The organism is Streptomyces sp. R28, from assembly GCF_041052385.1.
Lineage (GTDB): Bacteria > Actinomycetota > Actinomycetes > Streptomycetales > Streptomycetaceae > Streptomyces.
The window spans coordinates 3708392-3730804 of the sequence record NZ_CP163439.1; the positions used below are offsets into that span (position 1 = coordinate 3708392).

Annotated in this window: 18 protein-coding genes; 10 read left to right on the forward strand and 8 right to left on the reverse strand. The window is 70.2% G+C overall.

Going from position 1 to position 22413, the window contains the following annotated elements; all coding sequences use genetic code 11:
* Positions 1–116: 116 nt before the first annotated feature.
* Together AB5J49_RS16355 and AB5J49_RS16360 are read right to left on the reverse strand one after the other, a co-directional pair.
* Positions 117–2270, reverse strand: a complete 2154-nt coding sequence (locus AB5J49_RS16355; protein WP_369169364.1) for a PQQ-binding-like beta-propeller repeat protein — start codon at positions 2268–2270, stop codon at positions 117–119.
* A gap of 79 nt (positions 2271–2349) precedes the next feature.
* Positions 2350–2544, reverse strand: a complete 195-nt coding sequence (locus AB5J49_RS16360; protein ID WP_030044846.1) for a hypothetical protein — start codon at positions 2542–2544, stop codon at positions 2350–2352.
* Positions 2545–3083: 539 nt separating this feature from the next.
* Between AB5J49_RS16360 and AB5J49_RS16365 the strand changes: the two genes are divergently transcribed.
* Complete coding sequence (locus tag AB5J49_RS16365; protein ID WP_369169365.1) at positions 3084–4289, forward strand: acyltransferase family protein; 1206 nt, start codon at positions 3084–3086, stop codon at positions 4287–4289.
* A gap of 30 nt (positions 4290–4319) precedes the next feature.
* On the opposite strand, the gene AB5J49_RS16370 is transcribed toward AB5J49_RS16365, so the two are convergent.
* Both AB5J49_RS16370 and AB5J49_RS16375 read right to left on the reverse strand, forming a co-directional pair.
* Positions 4320–4784: an HD domain-containing protein gene (locus AB5J49_RS16370; protein WP_369169366.1), complete on the reverse strand. Its 465-nt coding sequence runs from the start codon at positions 4782–4784 to the stop codon at positions 4320–4322.
* A gap of 202 nt (positions 4785–4986) precedes the next feature.
* A complete protein-coding gene (locus tag AB5J49_RS16375) occupies positions 4987–6162 on the reverse strand; it encodes a PP2C family protein-serine/threonine phosphatase (protein ID WP_369169367.1) in 1176 nt (391 codons plus the stop codon).
* A gap of 162 nt (positions 6163–6324) precedes the next feature.
* On the opposite strand from AB5J49_RS16375, the gene AB5J49_RS16380 reads away from it, so the two are divergent.
* Positions 6325–7590, forward strand: a complete 1266-nt coding sequence (locus AB5J49_RS16380; protein WP_369169368.1) for a GNAT family N-acetyltransferase — start codon at positions 6325–6327, stop codon at positions 7588–7590.
* A 132-nt stretch (positions 7591–7722) separates the two neighbouring features.
* On the opposite strand, the gene AB5J49_RS16385 is transcribed toward AB5J49_RS16380, so the two are convergent.
* A complete protein-coding gene (locus AB5J49_RS16385) occupies positions 7723–8532 on the reverse strand; it encodes an Fpg/Nei family DNA glycosylase (protein WP_369169369.1) in 810 nt (269 codons plus the stop codon).
* A gap of 496 nt (positions 8533–9028) precedes the next feature.
* On the reverse strand, positions 9029–9514 hold the full coding sequence (locus AB5J49_RS16390) for a ribose-5-phosphate isomerase (protein ID WP_369169370.1): 486 nt from the start codon (positions 9512–9514) through the stop codon (positions 9029–9031).
* A gap of 217 nt (positions 9515–9731) precedes the next feature.
* Between AB5J49_RS16390 and AB5J49_RS16395 the strand changes: the two genes are divergently transcribed.
* Complete coding sequence (locus tag AB5J49_RS16395; protein WP_369169371.1) at positions 9732–11198, forward strand: amino acid permease; 1467 nt, start codon at positions 9732–9734, stop codon at positions 11196–11198.
* 232 nt (positions 11199–11430) lie between these two features.
* Here AB5J49_RS16395 and AB5J49_RS16400 read toward each other — a convergent pair whose 3' ends face one another.
* Positions 11431–13734 carry a protein kinase gene (locus tag AB5J49_RS16400; RefSeq protein WP_369175154.1) on the reverse strand — a complete coding sequence of 768 codons (2304 nt, stop codon included), beginning with the start codon at positions 13732–13734 and terminating at the stop codon, positions 11431–11433.
* Positions 13735–13962: 228 nt separating this feature from the next.
* Here AB5J49_RS16400 and AB5J49_RS16405 point away from each other — a divergent pair, with 228 nt between their 5' ends.
* Positions 13963–14688: a hypothetical protein gene (locus AB5J49_RS16405; protein ID WP_369169372.1), complete on the forward strand. Its 726-nt coding sequence runs from the start codon at positions 13963–13965 to the stop codon at positions 14686–14688.
* 110 nt (positions 14689–14798) lie between these two features.
* Here the strand turns inward: AB5J49_RS16405 and AB5J49_RS16410 are convergent, their stop codons facing one another.
* Positions 14799–15377: a biotin transporter BioY gene (locus AB5J49_RS16410; protein ID WP_369169373.1), complete on the reverse strand. Its 579-nt coding sequence runs from the start codon at positions 15375–15377 to the stop codon at positions 14799–14801.
* A 438-nt stretch (positions 15378–15815) separates the two neighbouring features.
* Between AB5J49_RS16410 and AB5J49_RS16415 the strand changes: the two genes are divergently transcribed.
* The 6 genes from AB5J49_RS16415 (at position 15816) to AB5J49_RS16440 (ending at position 22359) form a co-directional block, all read left to right on the forward strand.
* Entirely contained in the window at positions 15816–17072 is a 1257-nt protein-coding gene (locus AB5J49_RS16415) for an ROK family protein (RefSeq protein ID WP_369169374.1), read from the forward strand.
* 275 nt (positions 17073–17347) lie between these two features.
* Positions 17348–18415 carry an ABC transporter substrate-binding protein gene (locus AB5J49_RS16420; RefSeq protein ID WP_369169375.1) on the forward strand — a complete coding sequence of 356 codons (1068 nt, stop codon included), beginning with the start codon at positions 17348–17350 and terminating at the stop codon, positions 18413–18415.
* Positions 18412–19314, forward strand: coding sequence for an ABC transporter permease (locus tag AB5J49_RS16425; protein ID WP_369169376.1), 903 nt, complete (start codon positions 18412–18414; stop codon positions 19312–19314). Before AB5J49_RS16420 ends, AB5J49_RS16425 begins: the two co-directional genes overlap by 4 nt.
* A complete protein-coding gene (locus AB5J49_RS16430; RefSeq protein ID WP_369169377.1) occupies positions 19290–20024 on the forward strand; it encodes an ABC transporter ATP-binding protein in 735 nt (244 codons plus the stop codon). The genes AB5J49_RS16425 and AB5J49_RS16430 overlap by 25 nt, the downstream gene beginning before the upstream one ends.
* Positions 20021–21415: an LLM class flavin-dependent oxidoreductase gene (locus AB5J49_RS16435; protein WP_369169378.1), complete on the forward strand. Its 1395-nt coding sequence runs from the start codon at positions 20021–20023 to the stop codon at positions 21413–21415. Before AB5J49_RS16430 ends, AB5J49_RS16435 begins: the two co-directional genes overlap by 4 nt.
* 11 nt (positions 21416–21426) lie before the next feature.
* A complete protein-coding gene (locus tag AB5J49_RS16440; protein WP_369169379.1) occupies positions 21427–22359 on the forward strand; it encodes a TauD/TfdA dioxygenase family protein in 933 nt (310 codons plus the stop codon).
* Positions 22360–22413: the final 54 nt, after the last annotated feature.

Consider the following 22413-nt stretch of genomic DNA (forward strand, 5'->3'; position numbering starts at 1 on the left):
GTTTTCGGGGGCTGGACGTCCGCCGCGACATCGATGCCGACCAGCAGACTCGCTGTGCCGACCGTGCGACGTAATCCAGGACTCATGCGCTCATGATCTCCTTTGGCCTCCGGGTTTCACAGGGTGCGTGCGTCCACGGTGTAGACGGAGCGGATGCCGTACGGGATGTAGAGGGCGTCGCCGACGAGGACGACGGGGGCGCCGGTGGAGCCCATGAAGTCGAGGAGGCCGCTGTCGTCGCGGCCCGGGCTGGTCGCGACGACTCTGCCGGTGCGACGGTCGATGGCGGCGAGGCGGCCGCTGGGGGACGCCAGGTACAGGCGGGTGGCGGACGCGGCCGGGGCGCCCGACTTCTCCACCGTGGAGTCGGTCTTCCAGAGCTGGCGCCCCGTGCCCGGGTCGACCGCGCGGACGCTGCCGCCGGGGAGGGTGAAGTACAGGGTCCCGCCCACGAGGTGGACGGCCGACTGCTCGGGCTGGGCCGGAGAGAGCCGTACGGTCGTCAGGACGTGCGACGTGGCGTTGATCAGGGTCACGGTGCGGTGGGTGCCGAGCGAGCTCACCAGCACGAGGCGTCCGTCCGCCTGTCCGGCGAGGTCCTGGTCGGCCTTTGCCTTCACGGTCCAGTTGGGCCGTCCGGTGGTCGGGTCGAGTTGCGCGATGCTCGTGGCGGTGATTTCGGTGCCGGTGAAGTGCGCGCAGACCAGGTACGCGTGCCGGGCCACGCTGCGCAGCAGGCAGGGCTGCTCCTGAGGGTTGGGCAGCGGGCGCTTCCAGCGGACCTTGCCGTCCTCGGCGTCGAGCAGGGCGTAGTACTTCGACTCGTTGCCGTAGGTGGTGATGATGCCGGCGGGTACGGCGGTGGAGGCGCCCTGTTCGCTGTTCGGCTCCGTGGCCGCGTCGCCGTCGCCGGTGACGGTCTTCCAGATCACCTTGCCGGTCTCGGCGTCGAGGGCCTGGACCGTGTAGCGGGTCCGGGACAGCCCTTCGCCGCCGATGGGCCGGTCGTCGGCGCCGTAGACGTACGCCCGGCCGCTGCGTGCGGTGATGATCGTGCCCCCGGAGCTGCTGCCGAGGTCGTCCGCCGTCTCGTCGATGGGCCGGGCCCAGGTGTTGCGGCCGTCGGCGAGGGCGAAGCGGGTCGCCATGACGTCGTCGCCGGCACACACCAGGGACCTGCCGGTGGCAGCGCAGCGGTTGAACGGGTTGCTGGCGCCCACCGGCTCCTTGTCGACGCTCGGGTCCTTCGACTTCTTTCGCCAGTTCTGCCACCCGGTCGGCAGGTCACCCGGGGCTGCGTCGTCACCACCTGTGACGGCGACCGTGGTCGCGGTCACGGCGGCGAGGAAGGCGGCACCCAGTGCGGTGGCCAGCCACAGGCGCCTGCGGCGCTTCGGACGTCGTACGGGAGGGGTCTCCTCGGCCGCGGCAGGCGTGGGATCCGGCCTCGGCTCGGGGGCGTGGCCGTCGCGCAGCAGTCCCAGCAATTCGTCCGGCGTCGGCCGGGACTTGGGGTGCTTTTCCAGGCAGAGGTGGACGAAGGGGAGCAACTCGGGCGGGACGTCGTCAAGTTCCGGGGTGCCGTCCACGACGCGTACGGCCGTCTCGTAGGGGCTCGGGCTGTCGAACGGGCCGTGGCCGGTGGCGGCGTACGCGACGACCGAGCCGAGGGAGAAGACGTCGGCGGCCGGGCCCACGTCCTGGGGAGAGAAGAACTGTTCCGGGGACATATAGGGCGGGGTGCCCATCACGCGCCCGGTCTGGGTGAGAACGTCCTGTGCCGCGAACTCGGTGGCGCGGGAGATACCGAAGTCGATGACGCGGGGGCCGTCGTCGGCGAGCATCACATTGGCCGGTTTCAGGTCACGGTGGACCATGCCGGCGCGGTGGATGTCCCGCAGGGCCTCGGCGAGGCCGGCGGCGAGTTCACGCAACTTCGGCAGCGGCAGGGGGCCGTGGCGGCGGACGTGGCTGCCGAGGTCCTCGCCCGGGATGTAGAGCGTGGCCATCCAGGGGCGCGGCGCGTCGGCGTCCGCGTCCACGACGGGAGCCGTGAAGGCGCCGCTAACCTGGCGGGCGGCGGCCACCTCGCGACGGAAACGGGTGCGGAACTCGTCGTCGTCGGCGTACTGCGCGTGCACGACCTTGAGGGCGAGGCGACGACCGGAGTCGGAGCGCGCCAGGTAGACCACGCCCATGCCACCGGAGCCGAGGCGGTCCTCGATCCGGTAGCCGCCCACCTCCGACGGGTCGGTCTCGCGCAGCGCCATTCCGTACGTTCCCCCGTTCCGTACCGTTCGACGATCACGAACGAGGGTATCCGTACCCTTCCAGGCCGCCCGGCGGACCCTAGAACTGGATGGAGTTGATCGTCTCGGCTATCGAGTTGAGGAACCGCTGGATGTCGTCGGCCATGCCCGTCGAGGCAAGGAAGAAGCCGAACAGCACGGCGACGACGGCGGGGCCGGCCTTCAGGGATCCGCCACGGATCAACACCACCAAAATGATCGCCAACAGCAACACCACTGACAGCGAAATGGCCACAACAGATCACACCCTCGGTCGGTCCGCTCTCCCGGCCCGGGGATGCACCCCTCGCACCCCCGCCAGAACCATCGTGCCACCAACCGGGCCCCGCTATGCGGCACGTGACGTTTCGTTCGCCACACCTGTGCCGGATCTGTGCGGACCCTCCGCCCCCACCGACCTCTCACGTCGTGCCCGTACAGCATTTCGAGGCGACACTCGCGCAGGGAATTCGACGGGATCGTTTCCATCGGCACACAACGTGTTCGCGGGTATTTCGAATTCTGCGCACTCTGATCATTTCATCGGAGTCGGCTCCTGCATATATGCACCTCTTAGTCCGGATGAATCCGGACAAGACGGGTGCCCAACAGGTGTCCCGCAGGTGCATGTTCGTCGTACACGCGCCATCGAGCGCAATAACCAGGAATGACCTGGCGGGTTTTACGAAATCACACAGACAACGCTAGGGTGCCTCAGATGTTCCACGCTGCCTCGTCCCCCGCATGCGCAGCAAGGTCCTGGACCGACTCCCCCGGCTTCCGGCGGGAGGGTCTGTGACGGACTCGCTGCGACCGCACGGCCACAACAGAGCGCCACTCCCCCCGGCACAGTCGCCGGCGGACGGAGTGCCGAGTCCGCGCTCGCCGCAGGGCCAGAAGACTCAGGCGAACAAGAGACCAGCGTCCAGCGGCGCCCAGCAGCGCGACGCGTTCTTCGACAACGCCAAGTACCTGGCGATCGTGCTCGTCGCCATAGGCCACGCCTGGGAGCCGATCAAGGGTGACAGCCGGATCCTGGAGGCCGTGTACACCGTCGTGTACACCTTCCACATGCCGGCGTTCATCATCATCTCCGGCTTCTTCTCGCGCAGTTTCGACGCCAGCCCGAACCGGCTGAAGCGCCTGATCACCGGCGTCGCCGTGCCGTACATCGTCTTCGAGACGGCCTATCCGCTCTTCAAGCGCTGGATCGACGAGGACCCGGGCCAGGACATCAGTCTCCTGGACCCGTGGTACCTGACGTGGTTCCTGTGTGCGCTGTTCATCTGGCGGATGACCACCCCCATCTGGAAGATGGTGCGCTGGCCGCTGCCGATCGCGCTCGGCCTCGCCATGGCGGCGACGGTCACCCCGGAGATCGGCGACGACCTGGACCTGCAGCGGGTGCTGCAGTTCCTGCCGTACTTCGTGCTGGGCCTGATCATGAAGCCCGAGCACTTCCACATGGTGCGCACGCGCACGGTGCGGATCCTGTCCGTACCGGTCTTCGCGGCGGCGCTGGCCTTCGGCTGGTGGGCGGTGCCGCGCATGAACACCGCGTGGTTCTACCACCGTGACGCCGCGCAGGAGCTGCACGCCCCGTGGTGGAGCGGGCCGGTCATGGTGCTGGCGATGTTCGGCTGCTCGCTGCTGCTGACGGCCTGCTTCTTCGCCTGGGTGCCGCGCCGCCACATGTGGTTCACGGCGCTCGGCGCGGGAACGCTGTACGGCTACCTGCTGCACGGGTTCGTGGTGAAGGCCGGTGACTACCAGGGCTGGTTCGAGGCCGCCTGGCTGCACCGGCCGCTCGGTGAGATCTTCGTCAGCGTCTGCGCGGCCGTCGGGGTCACGCTGCTGTGCACCAAGCCGGTGCAGCGGGTGTTCCGGTTCGCGATGGAGCCCAAGATGGACTGGGCGTTCAAGCGGGACGCGGCGGAGCTGGCCCGTGAGCGCGAGAAGCGTGAGGGTGCGGCGGCCAAGCGCGAGAAGGTCAACGCCTGAGCCGACTTGGAGCGTTCCCCTCGCGGGACGTCACTCGCCTACCAGACCGAGAAGTGCGCGCATCCGTGCGTACTTCTCGGTCAGTCGTTTGCGGGTGGCCTCGTCGAGGGCCGCGAGGCGGGCCGGGTTCGCGTTGTGCGCCAGGTCCGCCTCCTTCACCAGCAGTGCGCCCTCGGTGGCGAGGATGCGTGCGGCGTAGGCCTCGGGTGGCTCTCCGGTCCGTTTGGTGAGCGCCAGCACGATGTCCTTCGTACGACGGCTCAGCGCGGCTTCTTCCAGCCGGCGTTCGGTCAGCGCGTCGTCCTCCACGGCGTCGTGCAGCCAGGCTGCGGCGATCTGGTCTTCGTCGCCGCCGCGTGCGCGTACGCCTTCGGCGACGGACTGGAGGTGTTCGGCGTACGGCCGTCCGGCCTTGTCGGTCTGGGTTGCGTGGGCGGCGCGGGCGATGGCCTCCACGTCCGTGAGGGACAGCGGGGTTCGGTCAGTCTCGGTCACCCGTCCAGTGTCTCGCCCTCGCCGCCCCTACCCGTCCCATCCCCCAGGGGCTGCCGCCCCTTCGACCCCGCCCCCTGGGGGCCTGCGGCCCCCAGACCCCCGCTTCGGCCCTGAACGGGCCTCGTCCTCAAACTCCCCCAGAGGGGGCACCCCCAGACGGGCTGAGGGTGCCTGGACCGGCGTCGAGAGGTGAGGCTTGGGGTCAGCGTGTGGTTGCCGTGGGGCCCTCGCGGCAGATCAGCAGGAGGGCCCTGTCGTCGTTGACGTCCCTCGCGACCGCTTCGATGAGGTGCCAGGCCGCTCCGTGGAAGCCACCGGCGACATAGCGGTCGGCCTCGCCAGTGAGGCGGTCTATGCCCTCGACGATGTCGCGGTCGGACGTTTCGACCAGGCCGTCCGTGAAGAGCATCAGCACGTCGCCGGGGCGGAGCGTGCCCTTCACGGGGTCGAACTGGGCGCCGTCGTACACGCCGAGGAGGGGGCCCTCGGCCGCCTTCTCCTCCCAGCGGCCGCTGCCCGCGCTCAGTTGCAGGCCCGGTGGATGGCCCGCCGAGTAGAGCTCGTAGTCGCCCGAGTCCAGGTCCAGGACCAGGTGGATCGACGTGGCGAAGCCCTCGTCCCAGTCCTGGCGGAGCAGGTAGCCGTTGGCCGCCGGCAGGAACGCGTGCGGGGGAAGGCTGCCCAGGAGGCCGCCGAAGGCTCCGGAGAGGAGCAGGGCGCGTGAGCCCGCGTCCATGCCCTTGCCGGACACGTCCGTCAGGACGACCTCCAGCGTGCGGCCGCCGTTCGTGCGGGCCGCCACCACGAAGTCGCCCGAGAAGGACTGACCGCCCGCCGGGCGCAGCGCCATCTCGCGATGCCAGCCGTGCGGCAGGCTCGGCAGCTTGCTCTGGACGCGGATGCGTTCGCGCAGGTCGAAGAGCATCGTGCCGCCGCGCCGCCAGGGCACGCCCACGCGGCTGCGGAACTGCGCGATCAGCAGGCCGAAGAAGCCGCAGGCGGCCACGACCAGGACCACGCCCGGGGTGACGCGGGACGGGCCCTCCGTGTACGGCCCGAGCTGCACCGACTCCACGATCAGCGCCGTCGCCGCCGCCGCGTACAGGCCCAGCAGGCTCGCCGGGCGCAGCAGCAGCCCACCTGCGACGATGGGGAGGACCAGCGCGGCCGGGGAAAACCACACCGGGTTGGCCATCGTCACGGCACAGATCAGGGGAACCGTCAGCAGCAGGCCGGCCAGTGCGATCCAGTCCGAGCCGTCGCCGCGGAAGTAGTCCACCGCGCTTCTGCGCACGCCGACGCGGGCCCGGTGCCACTGCATCTTCAACCGGGCCGTGAACGTCTCGGCCACCGTGCGCCGCTCTCGTCCTGCTGCCATTAGTTCGGGACCCTATCCATCGGACCCGCTGCTTGGCACGGGAGGTCCCACTTGTCCCCCGTCCGAGGTTCAACTTCACAGTGAACTTCACGGAAAGCCACCTCGCGGCCGCCAGCGAGAAATTCCCTCGCTCGCCCCGCAATGCCCTGGTAGGCATGGTTCATGGCGAAAGACAGTGCGAGCCACCTCGAGCACTTCAGCCGTCCCGAGCTGCGGGTGCTGCGGCAGGACGAGTGGGACATCTGGTACGACGCTCTGATCCGCGCCTTCGGCGGGGTCCCGGAGTCGTCCGAGGAGCGGGAGTTGTGGAACTCGCTCACCGAGTTCGACCGTTTCATCGGCGCCTGGGACGGGGACGCGTGCGTGGGCACGGCGGGGGCCTTCAGCTTCCGGCTGACCGTGCCGGGTGGCGCGTCGGTTCCCGCGGCCGGCGTCACCATGGTCGGCGTCGCCGCCACGCACCGCCGGCGCGGTCTCCTGACGTCGATGATGCGCCGGCAGCTGGAGGATGTGCGTGAGTGGGGCCAGCCGCTTGCCGTACTGACCGCCTCCGAGCCGGAGATCTACGGCCGGTTCGGGTACGGCGTCGGCACCTTGCATGTCAACGCCGAGATCGACACGGCCCGCGTCCGGCTGTCCGTGCCGCCCGGCACCGATGACGTACGCCTGCGCTACGCCGTACCGGCCGACGTCCTCGACGTGTGCGAGGCCGTGTACGCGCGCAAGGTGTCCGGCCGGCCGGGGATGCTCGCGCGGCTGCCCGGCTGGGAGCGGCTCGGGCTGCTCGACCCGGAGAGCGAGCGGAGCGGCGGGTCGCCGCTGCAGTGCGTGCTCGCGGAACGGGACGGGGAGGTCGTCGGGTACGCGCGCTTCCATGTCAGGCCGGAGTGGGACGCAGGCGGGCCCAATGGCACTGTCCAGCTGCGGGACACGCAGGCCCTCGACCCGGCGGCGCAGGCCGCGCTGTGGCGGCTCCTGTTCGGCATCGACCTGACGTCCACGGTGAAGGCGTACGGGCGGCCGATGGACGAGGCGTGGCTGCACCAGGTGTCCGACATCCGGCGGTGTGCGCTCCGGGTACGGGACTCGTTGCACGTACGGCTGGTGGATGTCGGGGCGGCGCTCCAGGCGCGGACGTATCAGGCGCCGGTGGACGTGGTGTTCGAGGTCGAGGACGCCTTCTGTCCCTGGAACTCGGGGCGTTGGCGGCTGTCCGGGGACGCCAAGGGTGCGTCGTGCGAGCGTACGACGGACTCGGCCGATCTCTCTTTGTCCGTACGGGAGTTGGGATCGGCCTACCTCGGCGGCGTCAGCCTGTGCGCGCTGGGCGCGGCCGGGCGGGTGCGGGAGCTGCGACAGGGGGCGCTGGCGGAGGCGTCGGTCGGGTTCGCGTCGGCTGTGGCGCCGTGGTTGCCGCACGGGTTCTGAGGCGTGGGCTAACGGCGGGGGGGGGAGGGCGCGCGCGGGAGGCCTCAGAGGTCGGTCGAGCTGGGGGGGGCGGGCTGGCTTAGGGGGACGGCTGGCTGGCTGCGGGGGTCAGCCGTCTGAGGGGCGGTCTGTCTACGGGGTCTGGCAGGTCGGGCACCAGAAGAGGTTGCGGGCGGCTAGGTCGGCGGTGCGGATCTCGTCGCTGCAGATGTGGCAGGGCAGGTTGGCCCGGCGGTAGACGTAGACCTCGCCGCCGTGGTCGTCGACCCGCGGTGGGCGGCCCATCTCCTCCGGGGTGTGCTCCGGGCGGACTGTGTCGATGCGGTTGTTGCGGACGCCCTCGCGCATGAGGTCGACGAGGTCCGTCCAGATGGCGTCCCACTGCGTCGGGGTGATGTCCTTGCCCGCGCGGTACGGGTCGATGCGGTGCCGGAAGAGGACCTCGGCGCGGTAGACGTTGCCGACGCCCGCGATGACCTTCTGGTCCATGAGCAGGGCGGCGATGGTCGTACGGCTGCGGGAGATGCGCCGGTACGCCTGGTGCGGGTCGGCGTCCTCGCGGAGGGGGTCGGGGCCGAGGCGGTCGTGTATCGCCTGCTTCTCGGGGTGCGTGATCAGGGCGCAGGTGGTGGGGCCGCGGAGATCTACGTATGCGGTGCTGTTCGCGAGGCGGAGGCGGACGGTGTCCGTGGGTGGGGGTGCGGGGGTGCCGCCGAAGTTGACCTTGCCGAAGAGGCCGAGGTGGATGTGGATCCAGTCGGCGGCTCGGAAGCCGAGGAAGAGGTGTTTGCCGTGGGCCTCGGTGTGGGTGAGTTCTGAGCCGGTGAGGAGTTGTGCGGCGTCCGAGAACTTGCCCTGGGGGCTGGTGACGTGGGGGGTCGTGCCGAGGAATGCGGCGGCGTAGTCCTGGGCCAGCCGGTGGATGGTGTGGCCCTCGGGCACGGTGACTCCTTCTTCGTCTGCGGGTGGGTGGGGGTGCCGGCAGGTTTTTCGCCCCCCCCGCCCCTACCCGTCCCATCCTGAAGGGGCTCCGCCCCTGCGACCCCGGTTCCTGGGGGCTGCCGCCCCCAGACCCCCGCTTCGGCCCTGAACGGGCCTCGTCCTCAAACGCCGGACGGGCTGAAAGTGCCTGGACCGGCGCCGGCCAGCGACCGCCAGTCCCGAGAGGCCAAGCCCCAGCGGGTGGGTGGGGGATCGGGACGGCAACCGCCTCGTCCTCAAACGCCGGACCGGCTGAGGGTGCCTGGACCGGCGCCGGCCAGCGACCGCCAGTCCCGAGAGGCCAAGCCCCAGCGGGTGGGTGGGGGATCGGGACGGCAACCGCCTCGTTCTCGGACGCCGGACCGGCCGGATGACGCCGACCCGGCGCCGGCAAGCGACCGCCAGCCAGCCTCGTGCAGCGAAGCCCCCTGCGGGTGGCTGGGGGCTTCTGCGGAAGTTACTGCTGGGGGTGGTGCGGCGGGATGGGGGGCAGGTCGCCCGTCGTCTCGTAGGCCGCGAGCATGTCGATGCGGCGGGTGTGGCGCTCGTCGCCCGAGTACGGGGTGCTGAGGAACGTCTCCACGAACTTCGTCGCCTCGTCCGTCGTGTGCATGCGCGCACCCACCGCGACGACGTTCGCGTTGTTGTGCTGGCGGCCCAGCGACGCCGTCTCCTCGCTCCAGGCCAGCGCCGCGCGCACGCCCTTCACCTTGTTCGCGGCGATCTGCTCGCCGTTGCCCGAGCCGCCGATCACGATGCCGAGGGAGTCGGGGTCCGCAGCCGTCTTCTCCGCCGCACGGAGGCAGAAGGGCGGGTAGTCGTCCTGGGCGTCGTAGATGTGGGGGCCGCAGTCGACCGGGTCGTGACCCGCCGCCCTGAGCCACTCGACGAGGTGGTTCTTGAGTTCGAAGCCCGCATGGTCGGAGCCGAGATACACGCGCATGGAACGAGTGTGACACGGCCGTTTCGGGGCAGCAGCGCCGGGTGTCGGCCGGGTTAATTGTGACGCATGCCATGGAAGCTCAAGGAAACCTCAAGTAACAATCCCGAATCAAAGGTTCCCGAATTCGTTCTCCTCCGATTCACTGGTCCGACTCGTGCGCCGCTCCACTACCGCTCGTACGAGGACCGCTCCCCACGGCTCAAAGGAAATCCGTTCCATGACTTCGCAGCCGACTCAGAAGACGGCCGGACCGGCCGCCGGCGGCCACGGCCTACAGGCCGGACTCAAGAACCGCCATCTGTCCATGATCGCCATCGGCGGCGTCATCGGCGCCGGACTCTTCGTCGGGTCCAGCTCCGGTATCGCCACCGCCGGCCCCGGCATCCTCCTGTCCTACGCCCTCGTCGGCACGCTCGTGGTGCTGGTGATGCGGATGCTCGGTGAGATGTCCGCCGCCAACCCGACGTCCGGGTCGTTCTCCGCCCACGCGGACCGGGCGCTCGGGCCCTGGGCCGGTTTCTCCATCGGCTGGCTGTACTGGTTCTTCTGGGTGGTCGTGCTGGCGGTGGAGGCGACCGCCGGTGCGAAGATCCTGGAGGGCTGGATCCCGTCCGTCCCGCAGTGGGGCTGGGCGCTCATAGTGATGGTGGTGCTGACCGCCACCAACCTCGTCTCCGTCGGGTCGTACGGCGAGTTCGAGTTCTGGTTCGCGGGCATCAAGGTCGTCGCGATCGCCGCGTTCATCGTCATCGGCGGACTGGCCGTCTTCGGCCTGCTGCCCGGCGTCGACAGCGACCAGGCAGGCCTGAGCAACCTCACCGACCACGGCGGCTTCCTGCCCAACGGTCCCGGCGCGATCCTCACCGGTGTGCTGCTCGTCGTCTTCTCCTTCATGGGCAGCGAGATCGCCACCCTCGCCGCCGGCGAGTCCGAGAACCCGCAGCGTGCCGTCACCAAGGCCACCAACAGCATCATCTGGCGAGTCGGCGTCTTCTACCTCGGCTCGATCTTCGTCGTGGTGGCCCTGCTGCCCTGGGACAGCAAGGCCATCGCCGACAAGGGCTCGTACGTCGCCGCGCTGGACTCGCTCGGCATCGCACACGCCGGTCAGATCATGAACTTCATCGTGCTGACCTCGGTGCTGTCCTGTCTCAACTCCGGCCTCTACACCGCCTCCCGCATGGCCTTCTCGCTCGGCCAGCGCGGGGACGCGCCGAAGGCCTTCGCCCGCACGACCGGCAACGGCGTGCCGCGGACGGCGATCCTCGTGTCCGTCGTGTTCGGCTTCGTGGCGGTCTTCTTCAACTACAAGTTCCCGGACTCCGTCTTCCTCTTCCTGGTCAACTCCTCCGGTGCGGTCGCCCTGTTCGTCTGGCTGGTGATCTGCTTCTCGCAGCTGCGCATGCGGAAGATCATCCAGGCCGAGGCGCCGGAGAAGCTGGTCGTGAGGATGTGGCTGTACCCGTATCTGACCTGGGCGACGGCCGCGCTGATCGTGTTCGTGCTCGGCTACATGCTGACCGACACCGAGCACGACGGCCGGAAGACCGTGCTGCTGTCGCTGCTGGTGGCCGCCGCAGTGCTGGTCATCGCCTTCGTGAAGCAGAAGGCCGGCCGCGTGCGCGCGGCGGTTCCCGGGGCGGCTGCCTCGGACGCGGAGCGCGACGAGGTCAAGACCGGCTGATCGGCCGACCTACTGATCGGCTGGCCGACTGGCCTACTGACCGGCTGAGTGCCTGACTGAGTGCCTGAGGGACTCGTGGCCTGATCGCCGTGGTCGCTCTTGGCCGTCCTGGCCTGGCGGGCCCTGAGGTGCGTGCGTGCGTACGCGCGCGCCTCAGGGCCCTACTCATGACCGGCCCATGCCCGGTCCATGTCCCGACCCATGTCCGACCCCTGTACCGACCCATGTGCTGTCACAGCACCGTGAAGCTGTCCCTCACCTTCTCGTAGGTATTGAGGGCCTGTGCCTCGATGTCCGGCTGGTACCACGTGTTGATCTGGTACGACTTGCCGGCCACGGTGAAGCCCAGCAGCTGGGCGTGCCAGGGGGCGCCCTGGAGGGTGAAGGTGTACTCCCAGACGACCGCCGGGTGCCCGCGGAACGTCGTCCGTTCCAGGCGGATCTTGCGGTACTGACCCTGCTGGGCGTTCTCCTCCGACTTCGTCCAGGAGTCCATCAGGTCGTCGCGGGCCAAGGACGACTTGGCGGCGAGTTCCTGTTTCGCGTCCGGTGCGGTGTAGTGCACCTCCGAACCCGTCTTGACGTCCCGCCGCCAGCCCTCGGGCGGCGCCCACGCGAACCCGCCCGCCTCCCGGCGCGCTCCGGGCGGCAGGCTCTGCGGCCTCGATGTGCCCTCCACCGAGGAGGACGGGGTGCCGGCCGGGGAGTGCGGCGATGACGAGGACCCGGCCTGATCGTCCTTGGACGAACCGGAGTTGGTCACCAGGACGACCGCCACTGCGGCGCCCGCGGCGACGATTCCGACGGCGGCGATGAGGCCGGTACGGCGACGCCCGCGGCGGGGTCGGGGGTGGGCCGGGACTGCGGGGCCGGGGAACTCGCCGGGCGGCATGGCGTTGTACGACCGGACGGCGCCGGGCACGAGTTCCGGTTCGGGGGCCTGCCGTCGCTCGGTCACCGCTTCGGCGCGGGCAAGGGAGACGCCGGTGCGACGGGGGGCGGGGGCCGTGGAATTGCCGGCCGGGGTTGGCGAGCGCACCTCTGAACGGGCCTGGGAGGCGAGTTCGGTGGAGGCGTTGGGGAATCTGGGGGTCTCCGGGCTCCCCGGACTCTCTGGGGATGGGGAGGGGGGATCTCGCCGGGTGTCGGTGGTGGCGTTTCTTGCGCGCTCGGTTTGTGCGCGCTCGGTTCGGACGTCCTCGGTCGGCGTCGAGGGCTGTGGCCAGGGGTGTGGCGGTATCGCGTCGTGTACGGCTTCCGGCTGCCGGGGGTCGGGTGGGGCGGGGACACGGGAGGCGTCCAGGAAGGCGCGGGTGGGTGATTCCCCGGTGCTTGCCGTCGCGGGCTGGGGCTCAGGCTCGGGGCGAGGTACGGGTTCAGGCCGATGTACGGCTTCGGCTTCGGACTCGGACTCGGCTTCGGCTTCGGACTCGGACTCAGGCACCGCTTCGGCCCCTTGGGCACCCATGAGCCCACCCGCCGGCCCGCTCACCGACCCACTCACCGGCCCAACCTCCGGTACGGAACCGCCCGTTGCCTCTGGCTCGGGCGCCGTACCGCTCGCAGGACCCGCAGGCTCCGTCCCCGAGCGCACTGGACCAGCCGCCGTTGCCGCCCTCCACTGCTCCCCCGTAACCGGCGCGGGCTCGCCTCCCCCACCGGCCTGTTCTTCCGTGCCCCGCCGGGGCACCCCGCCCCCGACCACCGGCATCGTCGGCGTCGGCGCCGGAAACGCCACCGGGTGCAGGGCCGTCTCCAGGTCGTCCAGGCCGGGGCGGATCGACGGGTCCTTCTCCAGGAGGGCGGCGAGGGTGTCCCGCAACGGGCCTGCGGTCGGGGGGAGTTCGGGCTCCTCGTACAGGACCGCGTGCAGGGTTGCCAGGGTCGTGTCGCGGGAGAAGGGGGAGCGGCCGGCGAGGGCCGCGCTCAGGGTGGCGCCCAGGGACCAGATGTCGGACGGGGGGCCCTGCCGGCGGCCGGAGATGCGTTCGGGGGCCATGTAGTCGGGGGAGCCGACCAGCATGCCGACCATGGTGAGGGCCTTCGCGTCCTGGATCGCCGCGATGCCGAAGTCGGTCAGGACCACCCGGCCCCGCCCGCGCGCCACTTCCGACTCCACCAGGACGTTGCCAGGCTTGATGTCTCGGTGGAGCACGCCTCGGGCGTGGACCTGGCGCAGCGCCGCCACCAGGCCCAGGCCGATCCGGGCCGTCTCGCACGGGCCCAGTGGGCCGTCTTCCGCCATGATGCGTTCCAGGGAGCGGCCGGCCACCAACTCCATGACGATCCACAGGCGTTCGCCCTCGTCGACCACGTCGTAGACCCGTACGACGTTGGGATGGTCGATCCTCGCCGTCGCCCGCGCCTCGCGCAGGGTGCGTTCACGGCGCGTGCGTGTGTCCTCCGGGTCGAGGCCGTCGATGCGCATTTCCTTCACGGCGACCAGGCGATCGAGTATTTCGTCGACCGCTCGCCACACGCGCCCCATTCCCCCCTGGCCAATACTCTCGACCAGGCGATAGCGCCCCGTCACCAGTAAACCGGGAAGCCCACCGCTTCTCGTGTTTCCCGTGCTTCCCGCGTCACCCGAATTTCCCGCGTCACCCGCATTGCCCGGCAATCCGCTGCACCCCCTCTACCGCGCCTCAGACATCCCCGACTGAAACACAATGGTCACACTTCATGCGGTACCAGCATAGTGCGGAGAAATCTTGTGGTAGCTCTTCAAGTACTGCGAATGCAGGCGCAGGCAAGGGGGACGAACATGAGTTCTCGTCGCACGACGGCCATCGCGGGATCGCTGGTCGCGACATCTTTCTCGGCAGTGATGATCTTTTCCTTCACTGCCGGCGCGGACGACCAGGGACCCGGAAGCGACAAGGGGGGAAAGGTCATCGACGAGGCGTCGGCAGGGGTCGAGTTGACCACCCTGCTGCCCGAAAAAATCTCGGTGGACAACAGTTCGCAAGAGACCGACATCACCGCCACGGTGAAGAACGAAGGGACCAAGGACAGCGGAAAGATCAGGCTTTTGGTCGTCGGTTTCGACGGCCTGACGGTCAAGAACGTCGAGGGCTGTTCGGCAATCGAGAAGAGCGGCCTTCCGGAGGGCTCGAACAGCGGTTTCAGCTGTGCCATCGACAATCTTCCGGCCGGTGAGTCGAAGTCGTACGCCGTCGACGCGACGTACGACCTGAGCAAGGCCGGGAAGATCTGCCTTCCCGTCCAGAGCAGTGACGGCAAGAAGACGTACTGGCAGCAGGGCCCGGTGCCGTTCGGTACGACGAACCCGTCGCCCGACGCCCCGGCCACCCCGCTGCTCCTCGGCACGGACAACAAGCCGGTCGCGCCGGGCGCCGACGAGTTGCCCAAGACCGGGCTGGGCCGTGACGTCCTGCCGCTGGGCGCGGTCGGCGCGACGCTGATCGCGGCGGGGGCGGCCGGGCTGTGGTGGTCCCAGCTGCGGCGGCCGAGGCGAGAGGTGAACTGAGCCGTATCCGGACCGCGCGACGCGCAACGCGAGACGCGAAACGCGAGAGAGGCTCGCCGGGTTGAAGTCGCAGCGCGACCCGGCGAGCCTCTCGTGCGGGAACTACGGCGTCAGCGGTTGAGCAGCTTCCAGGTGGTGGGCAGCGCGCCCATCGCCAGGGCCGCCTTCAGGGCGTCCCCGATCAGGAACGGGGTGAGGCCGGCCGCGATCGCGGCGGACGCCGACATACCGGTGGCGAGGGCCAGGTAGGGAACGCCGACGGCGTAGATGATCGCCTCGCCCAGCAACATCGCGCCCGCCGTGCGCAGCGCGGTGCGGTCGGCGCCGCGGCGGGCCAGGGCGCCGACGACGGTGGAGGCGAGGATCATGCCGAGGATGTAACCGAAGGACGGGGCCGCGGCGCCGGAGGTGCCGTCCGCGAACCACGGCACGCCCGCTATGCCCGCCAGCGCGTACAGCGCGAGGGAGAGGAAGCCGCGGCCGGCGCCGAGTGCCGTGCCGACCAGCAGCACCGCCAGGGTCTGGCCGGTCACCGGCACCGGGGAGCCCGGCACGGGCACGGAGATCTGGGCCGCGAGGCCGGTGAACGCGGCGCCGCCGAGAACGAGGGCCGCATCCCGCACGCGGGAGGCGGGGAGCAGGTCGGCGAGGACCTCTCCGGGGCGGGCGGTGGCGGCAGCGGTGCTCATGGGGACTCCGCGGGTGAGTGGGCAGATCGGGACACCGTGACGCTAACCCGGGGGGCGCACGCCGATCTCCGTCGGCGCTCGACAAAGGGTGGAGCGATGGCTTGGTGGGCTCTGCACAAAGAGTGCCGGTTACACCGGGTGCGGCGTGAGACCGGTCACTGAGGCAGGGACGTTTCACTCACTTCACGGGCTGCCGACCGGACTGTTGGATCTCACCAAACGAATCCTAGTGGTCTGGTCGGATTCACCTTTTCTGCCCTACCCTTCGAGCCATGGTCGCCCAGTCCCGGAACTTCTCGTCGCGTCGCCATGTCGACCTGCGACGTGTGGGCGCGGCCGCGTGTCGCCACCCGGGGTGAGTCGGGCTCCGGTGGTTCCGGTCGCGACTCGCCCGCTTCAGACGGCGCAGTGTCGGACCGGCTCCCGAGGAAGTTCCCCATGCCCCGTACCGCGGCATCCACCCTTTCGTCATCCTCGTCATCCTCAACACCTTCATCACCTTCACCCTCTTCGTCCCCGATCCCCCGTATCGCCGACCGCGACCGGCGCCGGACCAGTGCCAGCACCATCCTGCGGTCCGTCCTCGAGCACGGGCCGGTCGCGCGCAGCACCATCGCCCGGCTGACCGGGCTGTCACCGGCCTCGGTGACCGACTACTGCTCCCGCTTCACCGAACTCGGGCTCATCCGCGAGGCCACCACGCCCCGGCCGTCCGGTGGTGTGGGGCGGCCACATGTGCCCGTCGACCTGGACGAGTCGCGGTTCATCGTGGGCGGGGTACATGTGGCGGTGCCCTACACCACGGTGGCGCTGCTCGATCTGCGCGGACGGGTCGTCGCCGAGCGGGAGTTGAAGCACTCGGGGGCCACGGATCCGTACGGGCCGTACGGTGTCCTGGCCCGGGCCGCCGACGGGCTGGCCGCGCTACTGGACGAGGTGCCGGGCAGTCGGCCGCTCGGCGTCGGGTTCGCGGCCGGCGGCTGGGTGGACCGGGACTCCGGGACCGTCGTCGAGCATCCGCTGCTGGGCTGGCGCGAGGTGCCGGTGCGGGAGGTGCTCGGCGCGCAGACCGGGCTGCCGGTCCATGTGGACGGGCACGCACGGGCGTTGGTGAACGCGGAGCGGCTGTTCGGGCAGGCGCGCGGCAGCGCGAGCGTGCTGCATCTGTTCGTCGGCAACGTCGTCGACGCGGCGTTCGCGACCAACGACGAGGTGCACCACGGCCCCCGCTCCCAGGCCGGAAGCATCACCCATCTACCGGTGCCGGGCGGTACGGAGCCCTGCGACTGCGGGCGGGTCGGCTGCCTCCAGGCCGAGCTGAGCGAGCGGACGCTGTGCCGGCGGGCGCGGGACGCGGGCGTCATCGAGGGGGCCAACCCCCTGCATGTGGTCGCGGCGGCGGCCGCGGGCGACCGGGAGGCCGTACGGCTGCTGGTGGAGCGGGCGGGCGCGGTCGGGCGGGCGGCACGGCTGCTGCTCGACGTGCTCAATCCGGAGACGGTGGTGGTGACCGAGATGGGGGTCGTGCACCGGGAGGACTGCCTCGCCGCGTTGCGTGCGGGGGTCGGGGACGAACGCGCGGCGGCCGTCGTGCCGACGGGGTTCCCGCATTCCGTGCTCGCGGTCGCTGGTGGTTCGGTGGCGCTCGACGTGCTCTACCGGGATCCGCTGGCCGCGTCACCTGAGGCTATTTAATTCAGAAACTCGGAATATTGACAGGGACCCCTGATGGCCAGGAACATCCTGCTCATGAGCCTGTTCGTGAGCTGTCGCACCCTTTGTTGCTGACACGTTGCCGCGTGTGAAGCGCTCATCTCCACCTGCCTGAATTCCCCTTCCTCAGCTTTCCGCTGCCCGGAATTCGGCACGCATTCGCATCGCTTTGGCGTTCCCATCGCTTTGGCGTCCCCATCGCCTTGGCATTCCCATCGCCTTGGCATTCCCATCACTTTGGCTTACGGAGTCCTGCCATGCCGTCTCTGCCTGCCCCCGGCGTCGACCGCCGTCTGTTCCTGACCTCGCTGCTCGGCGTCACCGCCGCTGCCGCCGGCCTCACCGGCTGCGCCGAGAGCAGCGCCGCCGACGCGGCCGAGGGCGTCTCCACCGCGCCGCTCGCCGCCAAGGTTCCCGCCGGGACCAGCCTGAAGATCGCCTCGTACCAGAACACCCAGCAACTCCAGTTCAGACTGGCTAAGTTGGGCGATCCGCCCTTCAAAGTCGGCGGCTGGGTGAACATCGGCGCCGGACCCGACGTCATCAACGCCTTCCGAGCGGGGTCCCTCGACCTCGCCAACAACGCGGGCATCCCGCCGATCCAGGCGCACTACCAGGGCTTCGACGCGAAGATCGTCGCGATCGACATCACCCGCAAGCCCAACTACCTCTTCGCCACCAAGCCCGGCAGCGACATCCGGTCGGTCGAGGACTTCAGGGGCAAGCGGCTCGCCTTCTCGCAGGGCCAGGCGCAGGGCGTGGTGTTGCTGCGGGCCCTGAAGAAGGCCGGTCTGGCGTACGACGAGGTGGAGCTGGTCCCGCTGACCAGCAACCAGTTCCTCACCGCCCTGCAGTCCGGCCAGGTCGACATCGCGCCGCTCGCGAACCAGCAGGCACCGGCGTACCTCAAGCAGTACGAGGCCAAGGGCGCCCGCGCCCTCACCACCGACGTCGTCGACCTGCTCAACCTGCTGTGGGCGCCGGTCTCCGTGCTGAACGACCCCGCGAAGGCGGCCGCGGTCGCCGCGTACATCCCGTACTGGGCCAAGGGCCAGGTGTGGACGTACGAGAACCCCGACAGCTGGAACGAGGAGTTCTACGTCAAGACCCAGAACCTGACCCTCGCGCAGGCCCGGTCCATCTCGGAGCTCTCCAACAAGCCCCTGTTCCCGCCGAGTTGGGACGAGGCGATCAAGTGGGAGCAGGAGACCGCGGATCTGCTCGCCGAGGGCGGCTTCGTGAAGAAGTTCGACGTCGGCGGGCTCTTCGACCACCGCTTCGAGGGCATCGCCGCGAAGTCCGTACCCGCGCAATACCGGAAGTGACGGCCATGACCACGACGAGTGTGAGTACCGCCGCGTCACTCGCGAAGCCAGAGTCGGAGTCGGAGTCGGGGCCGGAGTCGGAGTCGGAGTCGGCACCCGCGCCGGACCACCGCGTCCGCCGGCGCCGCTCGCTGGCCCCCGGCAAGCGCGTCCCCGCCGCCCGCCTCGCCGGCCCCGCCCTCGTCGTCCTCCTGTGGGCCGCGGCCTCCGCCGCCGGGGCACTGGATCCCGGCGCGATCCCCGCGCCCTGGACCGTCCTCGAGACCGGCGCCCACCTGTGGACCGACGGGACCCTGCCCGACGACATCCTGACCTCGCTGCAACGCGCCGGGGCCGGGTTCGCCCTCGGTCTCGCCGCCGGGGTCGCCCTCGCCCTTGCCTCCGGGCTCAGCCGGACCGGGGAGGCGCTGATCGACGGGACGGTGAACCTCAACCGGGCGATCCCGACCCTCGGTCTGATCCCGCTGTTCATCCTCTGGCTGGGCATCGGCGAGACCTTCAAGATCGCCATCATCGCGATCGTCGTCTACATCCCGATCTACCTCAACACGCACGCCGCGCTGTCCGGCATCGACAGCCGCTTCGTCGAACTCGCCGAGGTGCAGGGCCTCAGCCGGCTGCGGTTCATCCGGCAGATCGTCATCCCCGGCGCGCTCCCCGGATTCTTCGTCGGGCTGCGGCTCGGGGTGACCGGATCCTGGCTGGGCCTGGTGGTGCTGGAGCAGATCAACGCCACCAGCGGGCTCGGCTACCTGATGTTCCAGGCGCAGAACTACGGCCAGACGGACGTCATCCTCGTCGGCCTCGTCGTCTACGGCATCTTCGGCCTCGTCTCCGACAGCGCGGTCCGCATCGTCGAACGGAGGGTGCTGTCGTGGCGCCGCACACTGAGCAGCTGACCCGCCCCGCCGTCCAGCTGAGGGGACTGACCCGCTCCTTCGACGGACGTACGGTCCTCGACGGCATCGACCTGGACGTTCCCGCCGGCCAGTTCACCGCGCTGCTCGGGCACAGCGGCTCCGGCAAGAGCACCCTGCTGCGGGCCGTCGCAGGCCTGGACCACGAGGTGGCCGGGAGCGGGCGGCTCACCGCGCCGGGCCGGGTGTCCGTGGTCTTCCAGGACTCGCGGCTGCTGCCATGGCGCCGGGTGCTGGACAACGTACTCCTCGGTCTGGACGGCGAGGACGCCGACGGGAAGGGGCGGGAGGCCCTCGAAGAGGTGGGGCTGAAGGGCCGCGAACGCGCCTGGCCCAGCGAGCTGTCCGGGGGCGAGGCACAGCGTGCGGCACTGGCCCGGTCGCTGGTCCGGGAGCCCGAACTGCTCCTCGCCGACGAGCCGTTCGGGGCGCTGGACGCCCTCACCCGGATCAAGATGCATGCCCTGCTCAGGGAGCTGTGGGAACGCCACCGCCCCTCCGTCCTGCTCGTCACCCACGATGTCGACGAGGCGATCGTGCTCGCCGACCGGGTGCTCGTGCTCGACCGGGGCCGTATCGGCCTCGACCTGACCATCGACCGACCACATCCACGCTCGTACCGGGATCCGTTGCTCGGCGAGTACCGGGAGCGGCTGCTGGCCGCGCTCGGCGTCACGGAGGACCACCAGTGACCCCAAGACAGCTCCACCTCAACGCCTTCCTCATGAACACCGGCCACCACGAGGCCTCCTGGCGCCTGCCCGAGAGCGACCCGTACGCACACGTGGACCTGGCCCACTACGTCCGCCTTGCCCGCACCGCCGAACGCGGCACCTTCGACTCCCTCTTCCTCGCCGACGGCCCCCAGCTGTGGAACAACCTCGCCCAGCGCCCGGCCGGTGCCCTGGAGCCGCTCACCCTGCTCACCGCGCTGGCGACGGCCACCGAGCACATCGGCCTCATCGCCACCGCCTCCACCTCCTACAACTCCCCCTATAACCTGGCCCGCAAGTTCGCCTCCCTCGACATCATCAGCGGCGGCCGGGCGGGCTGGAACATCGTCACGACCGCCGGTGCCGAGGCCGCCCGCAACTTCGGCTTGGCCGCCGAGCCCGCGCACGCCGAGCGGTACGCCCGTGCCGCCGAGTTCCTGGACGTCGCCCTGAAGCTCTGGGACAGCTGGGAGGACGACGCGATCGTCGCCGACAAGGCGGCCGGCGTGTGGGGCGACGACGCGAAGATCCATCCGCCTCGGCACAGCGGGACGTACTTCAGCGTCGAGGGCGCCCTCAACGTCCCCCGCTCACCGCAGGGTTACCCGCTGCTCGTGCAGGCGGGGTCGAGCGAGGACGGAAAGGCCTTCGCCGCCCGGTACGCGGAGGCGGTGTTCACCGCGCAGCAGACGATCGAGGACGCGCGGGACTTCTACGCCGACCTCAAGGCACGTACGGCGGCCGCAGGCCGGGACCCCGAGCACATCAAGGTGCTGCCCGGCATCGTCCCGGTGATCGGCTCGACGGAGGCCGAGGCGCGGGCGCACGAGCAGGCACTGGAGGACCACATCGTGTACCGGCACGGTGTCGGCCGCTTGGAGAGCCTGCTCCAGCTCGACCCCGGGACCCTGGAGTTGGACGCCGAGCTCCCCGCCGACCTACCGCCCGAGGACGTCATCGAGGGCGCCAAGAGCCGCTACACGCTCGTGGTGGAGCTGGCCCGGCGCGAGCGGCTCACCGTGCGGCAGCTCATCGGCCGGCTCGGCGGCGGGCGCGGCCACCTCACCTTCACCGGGACGCCCGAGCAGGTCGCCGACGCCATCGAGGCGTGGTTCACGCAGGGCGCCGCCGACGGCTTCAACATCATGCCGCCGGTCCTGCCCTCCGGCCTCGACGCCTTCGTCGACCACGTCGTCCCGATCCTCCGCGCCCGTGGCCTGCTGCGCAGCGAGTACGGCCCGCGCCGGACCCTGCGGGAGCGCTACGGCCTCCCGCGCCCCGCCAACCAGTACGTCACCGCTGCCACCGCAACCGCGAACGCAACCGACACCGACACCGACACGGCCACCCCCGCCCCCGCCCTCGTCTGAAAGGACCGCACATGTCCATCAACTCCCCCCGCTCCACCGGCTCCATCGACATCCAGAAGGTCACCGCGAACATCGGCGCCCGTGTCTCCGGCGTGGACATTTCCCAGCCCCTCGGCGAGGAGACGGTCGCCGCGCTCCGCGAGGCCCTCAACGTCCACAAGGCGCTCGTCTTCGACGACGTGCACCTCGACGACGAGACCCATCAGGCCTTCGTCCGCCACTTCGGCGACGTCACCACCGCCCACCCGACGGTCTCCTCCGTCGACGGCGTCCCGAACGTCCTGCCCGTCGACAGCGAGCGCGGCCGCGCCGCCAACCACTGGCACACCGACGTGACCTTCGTCCTCAACCCGCCGCAGGCCACCACCCTGCGCAGCGTCACGATCCCGCCGTACGGCGGCGAGACCCTGATCGCCAGTTCGGCGGCCGCCTACCGCCAGCTGCCCGAGCCGCTGCGGAAGCTGGCCGACACCCTGTGGGCGGAGCACACCAACGACTACGACTACGCCGTACCGGACGAGGAGGTCGACGACCAGCAGGCCGCCCAGCGCGCCCAGTTCACGTCGATCAAGTACCGCACGGTCCACCCGGTCGTCCGTGTCCACCCGCTGACCGGTGAGCGCGGTCTGTTCATCGGCGGGTTCGCGCAGCGGATCGTGGGCCTCTCCCCGGGCGAGTCCCGCAAGATCCTGGACCTCCTCCAGGCGTACGTCACCCGGCCGGAGAACATCCTTCGCCACCGCTGGTCCGAGAACCAGCTGGTCGTCTTCGACAACCGCATCACCCAGCACTACGCCGTCGACAACTACGACGGTCTGGCGCGCCGTCTGCACCGGGTGACCGTCGCCGGTGACGTGCCGGTCGGCATCGAGGGCAAGGAGAGCTACTCGATCGAGGGGGACGCGTCGCACTACACGCCGGTCGCCACACCCGTCGCCGCGTAACCGTTCCTTCACACACAGTGCGGCAAGTGTCCGCATAGTGGGCAGCCTCTCCTT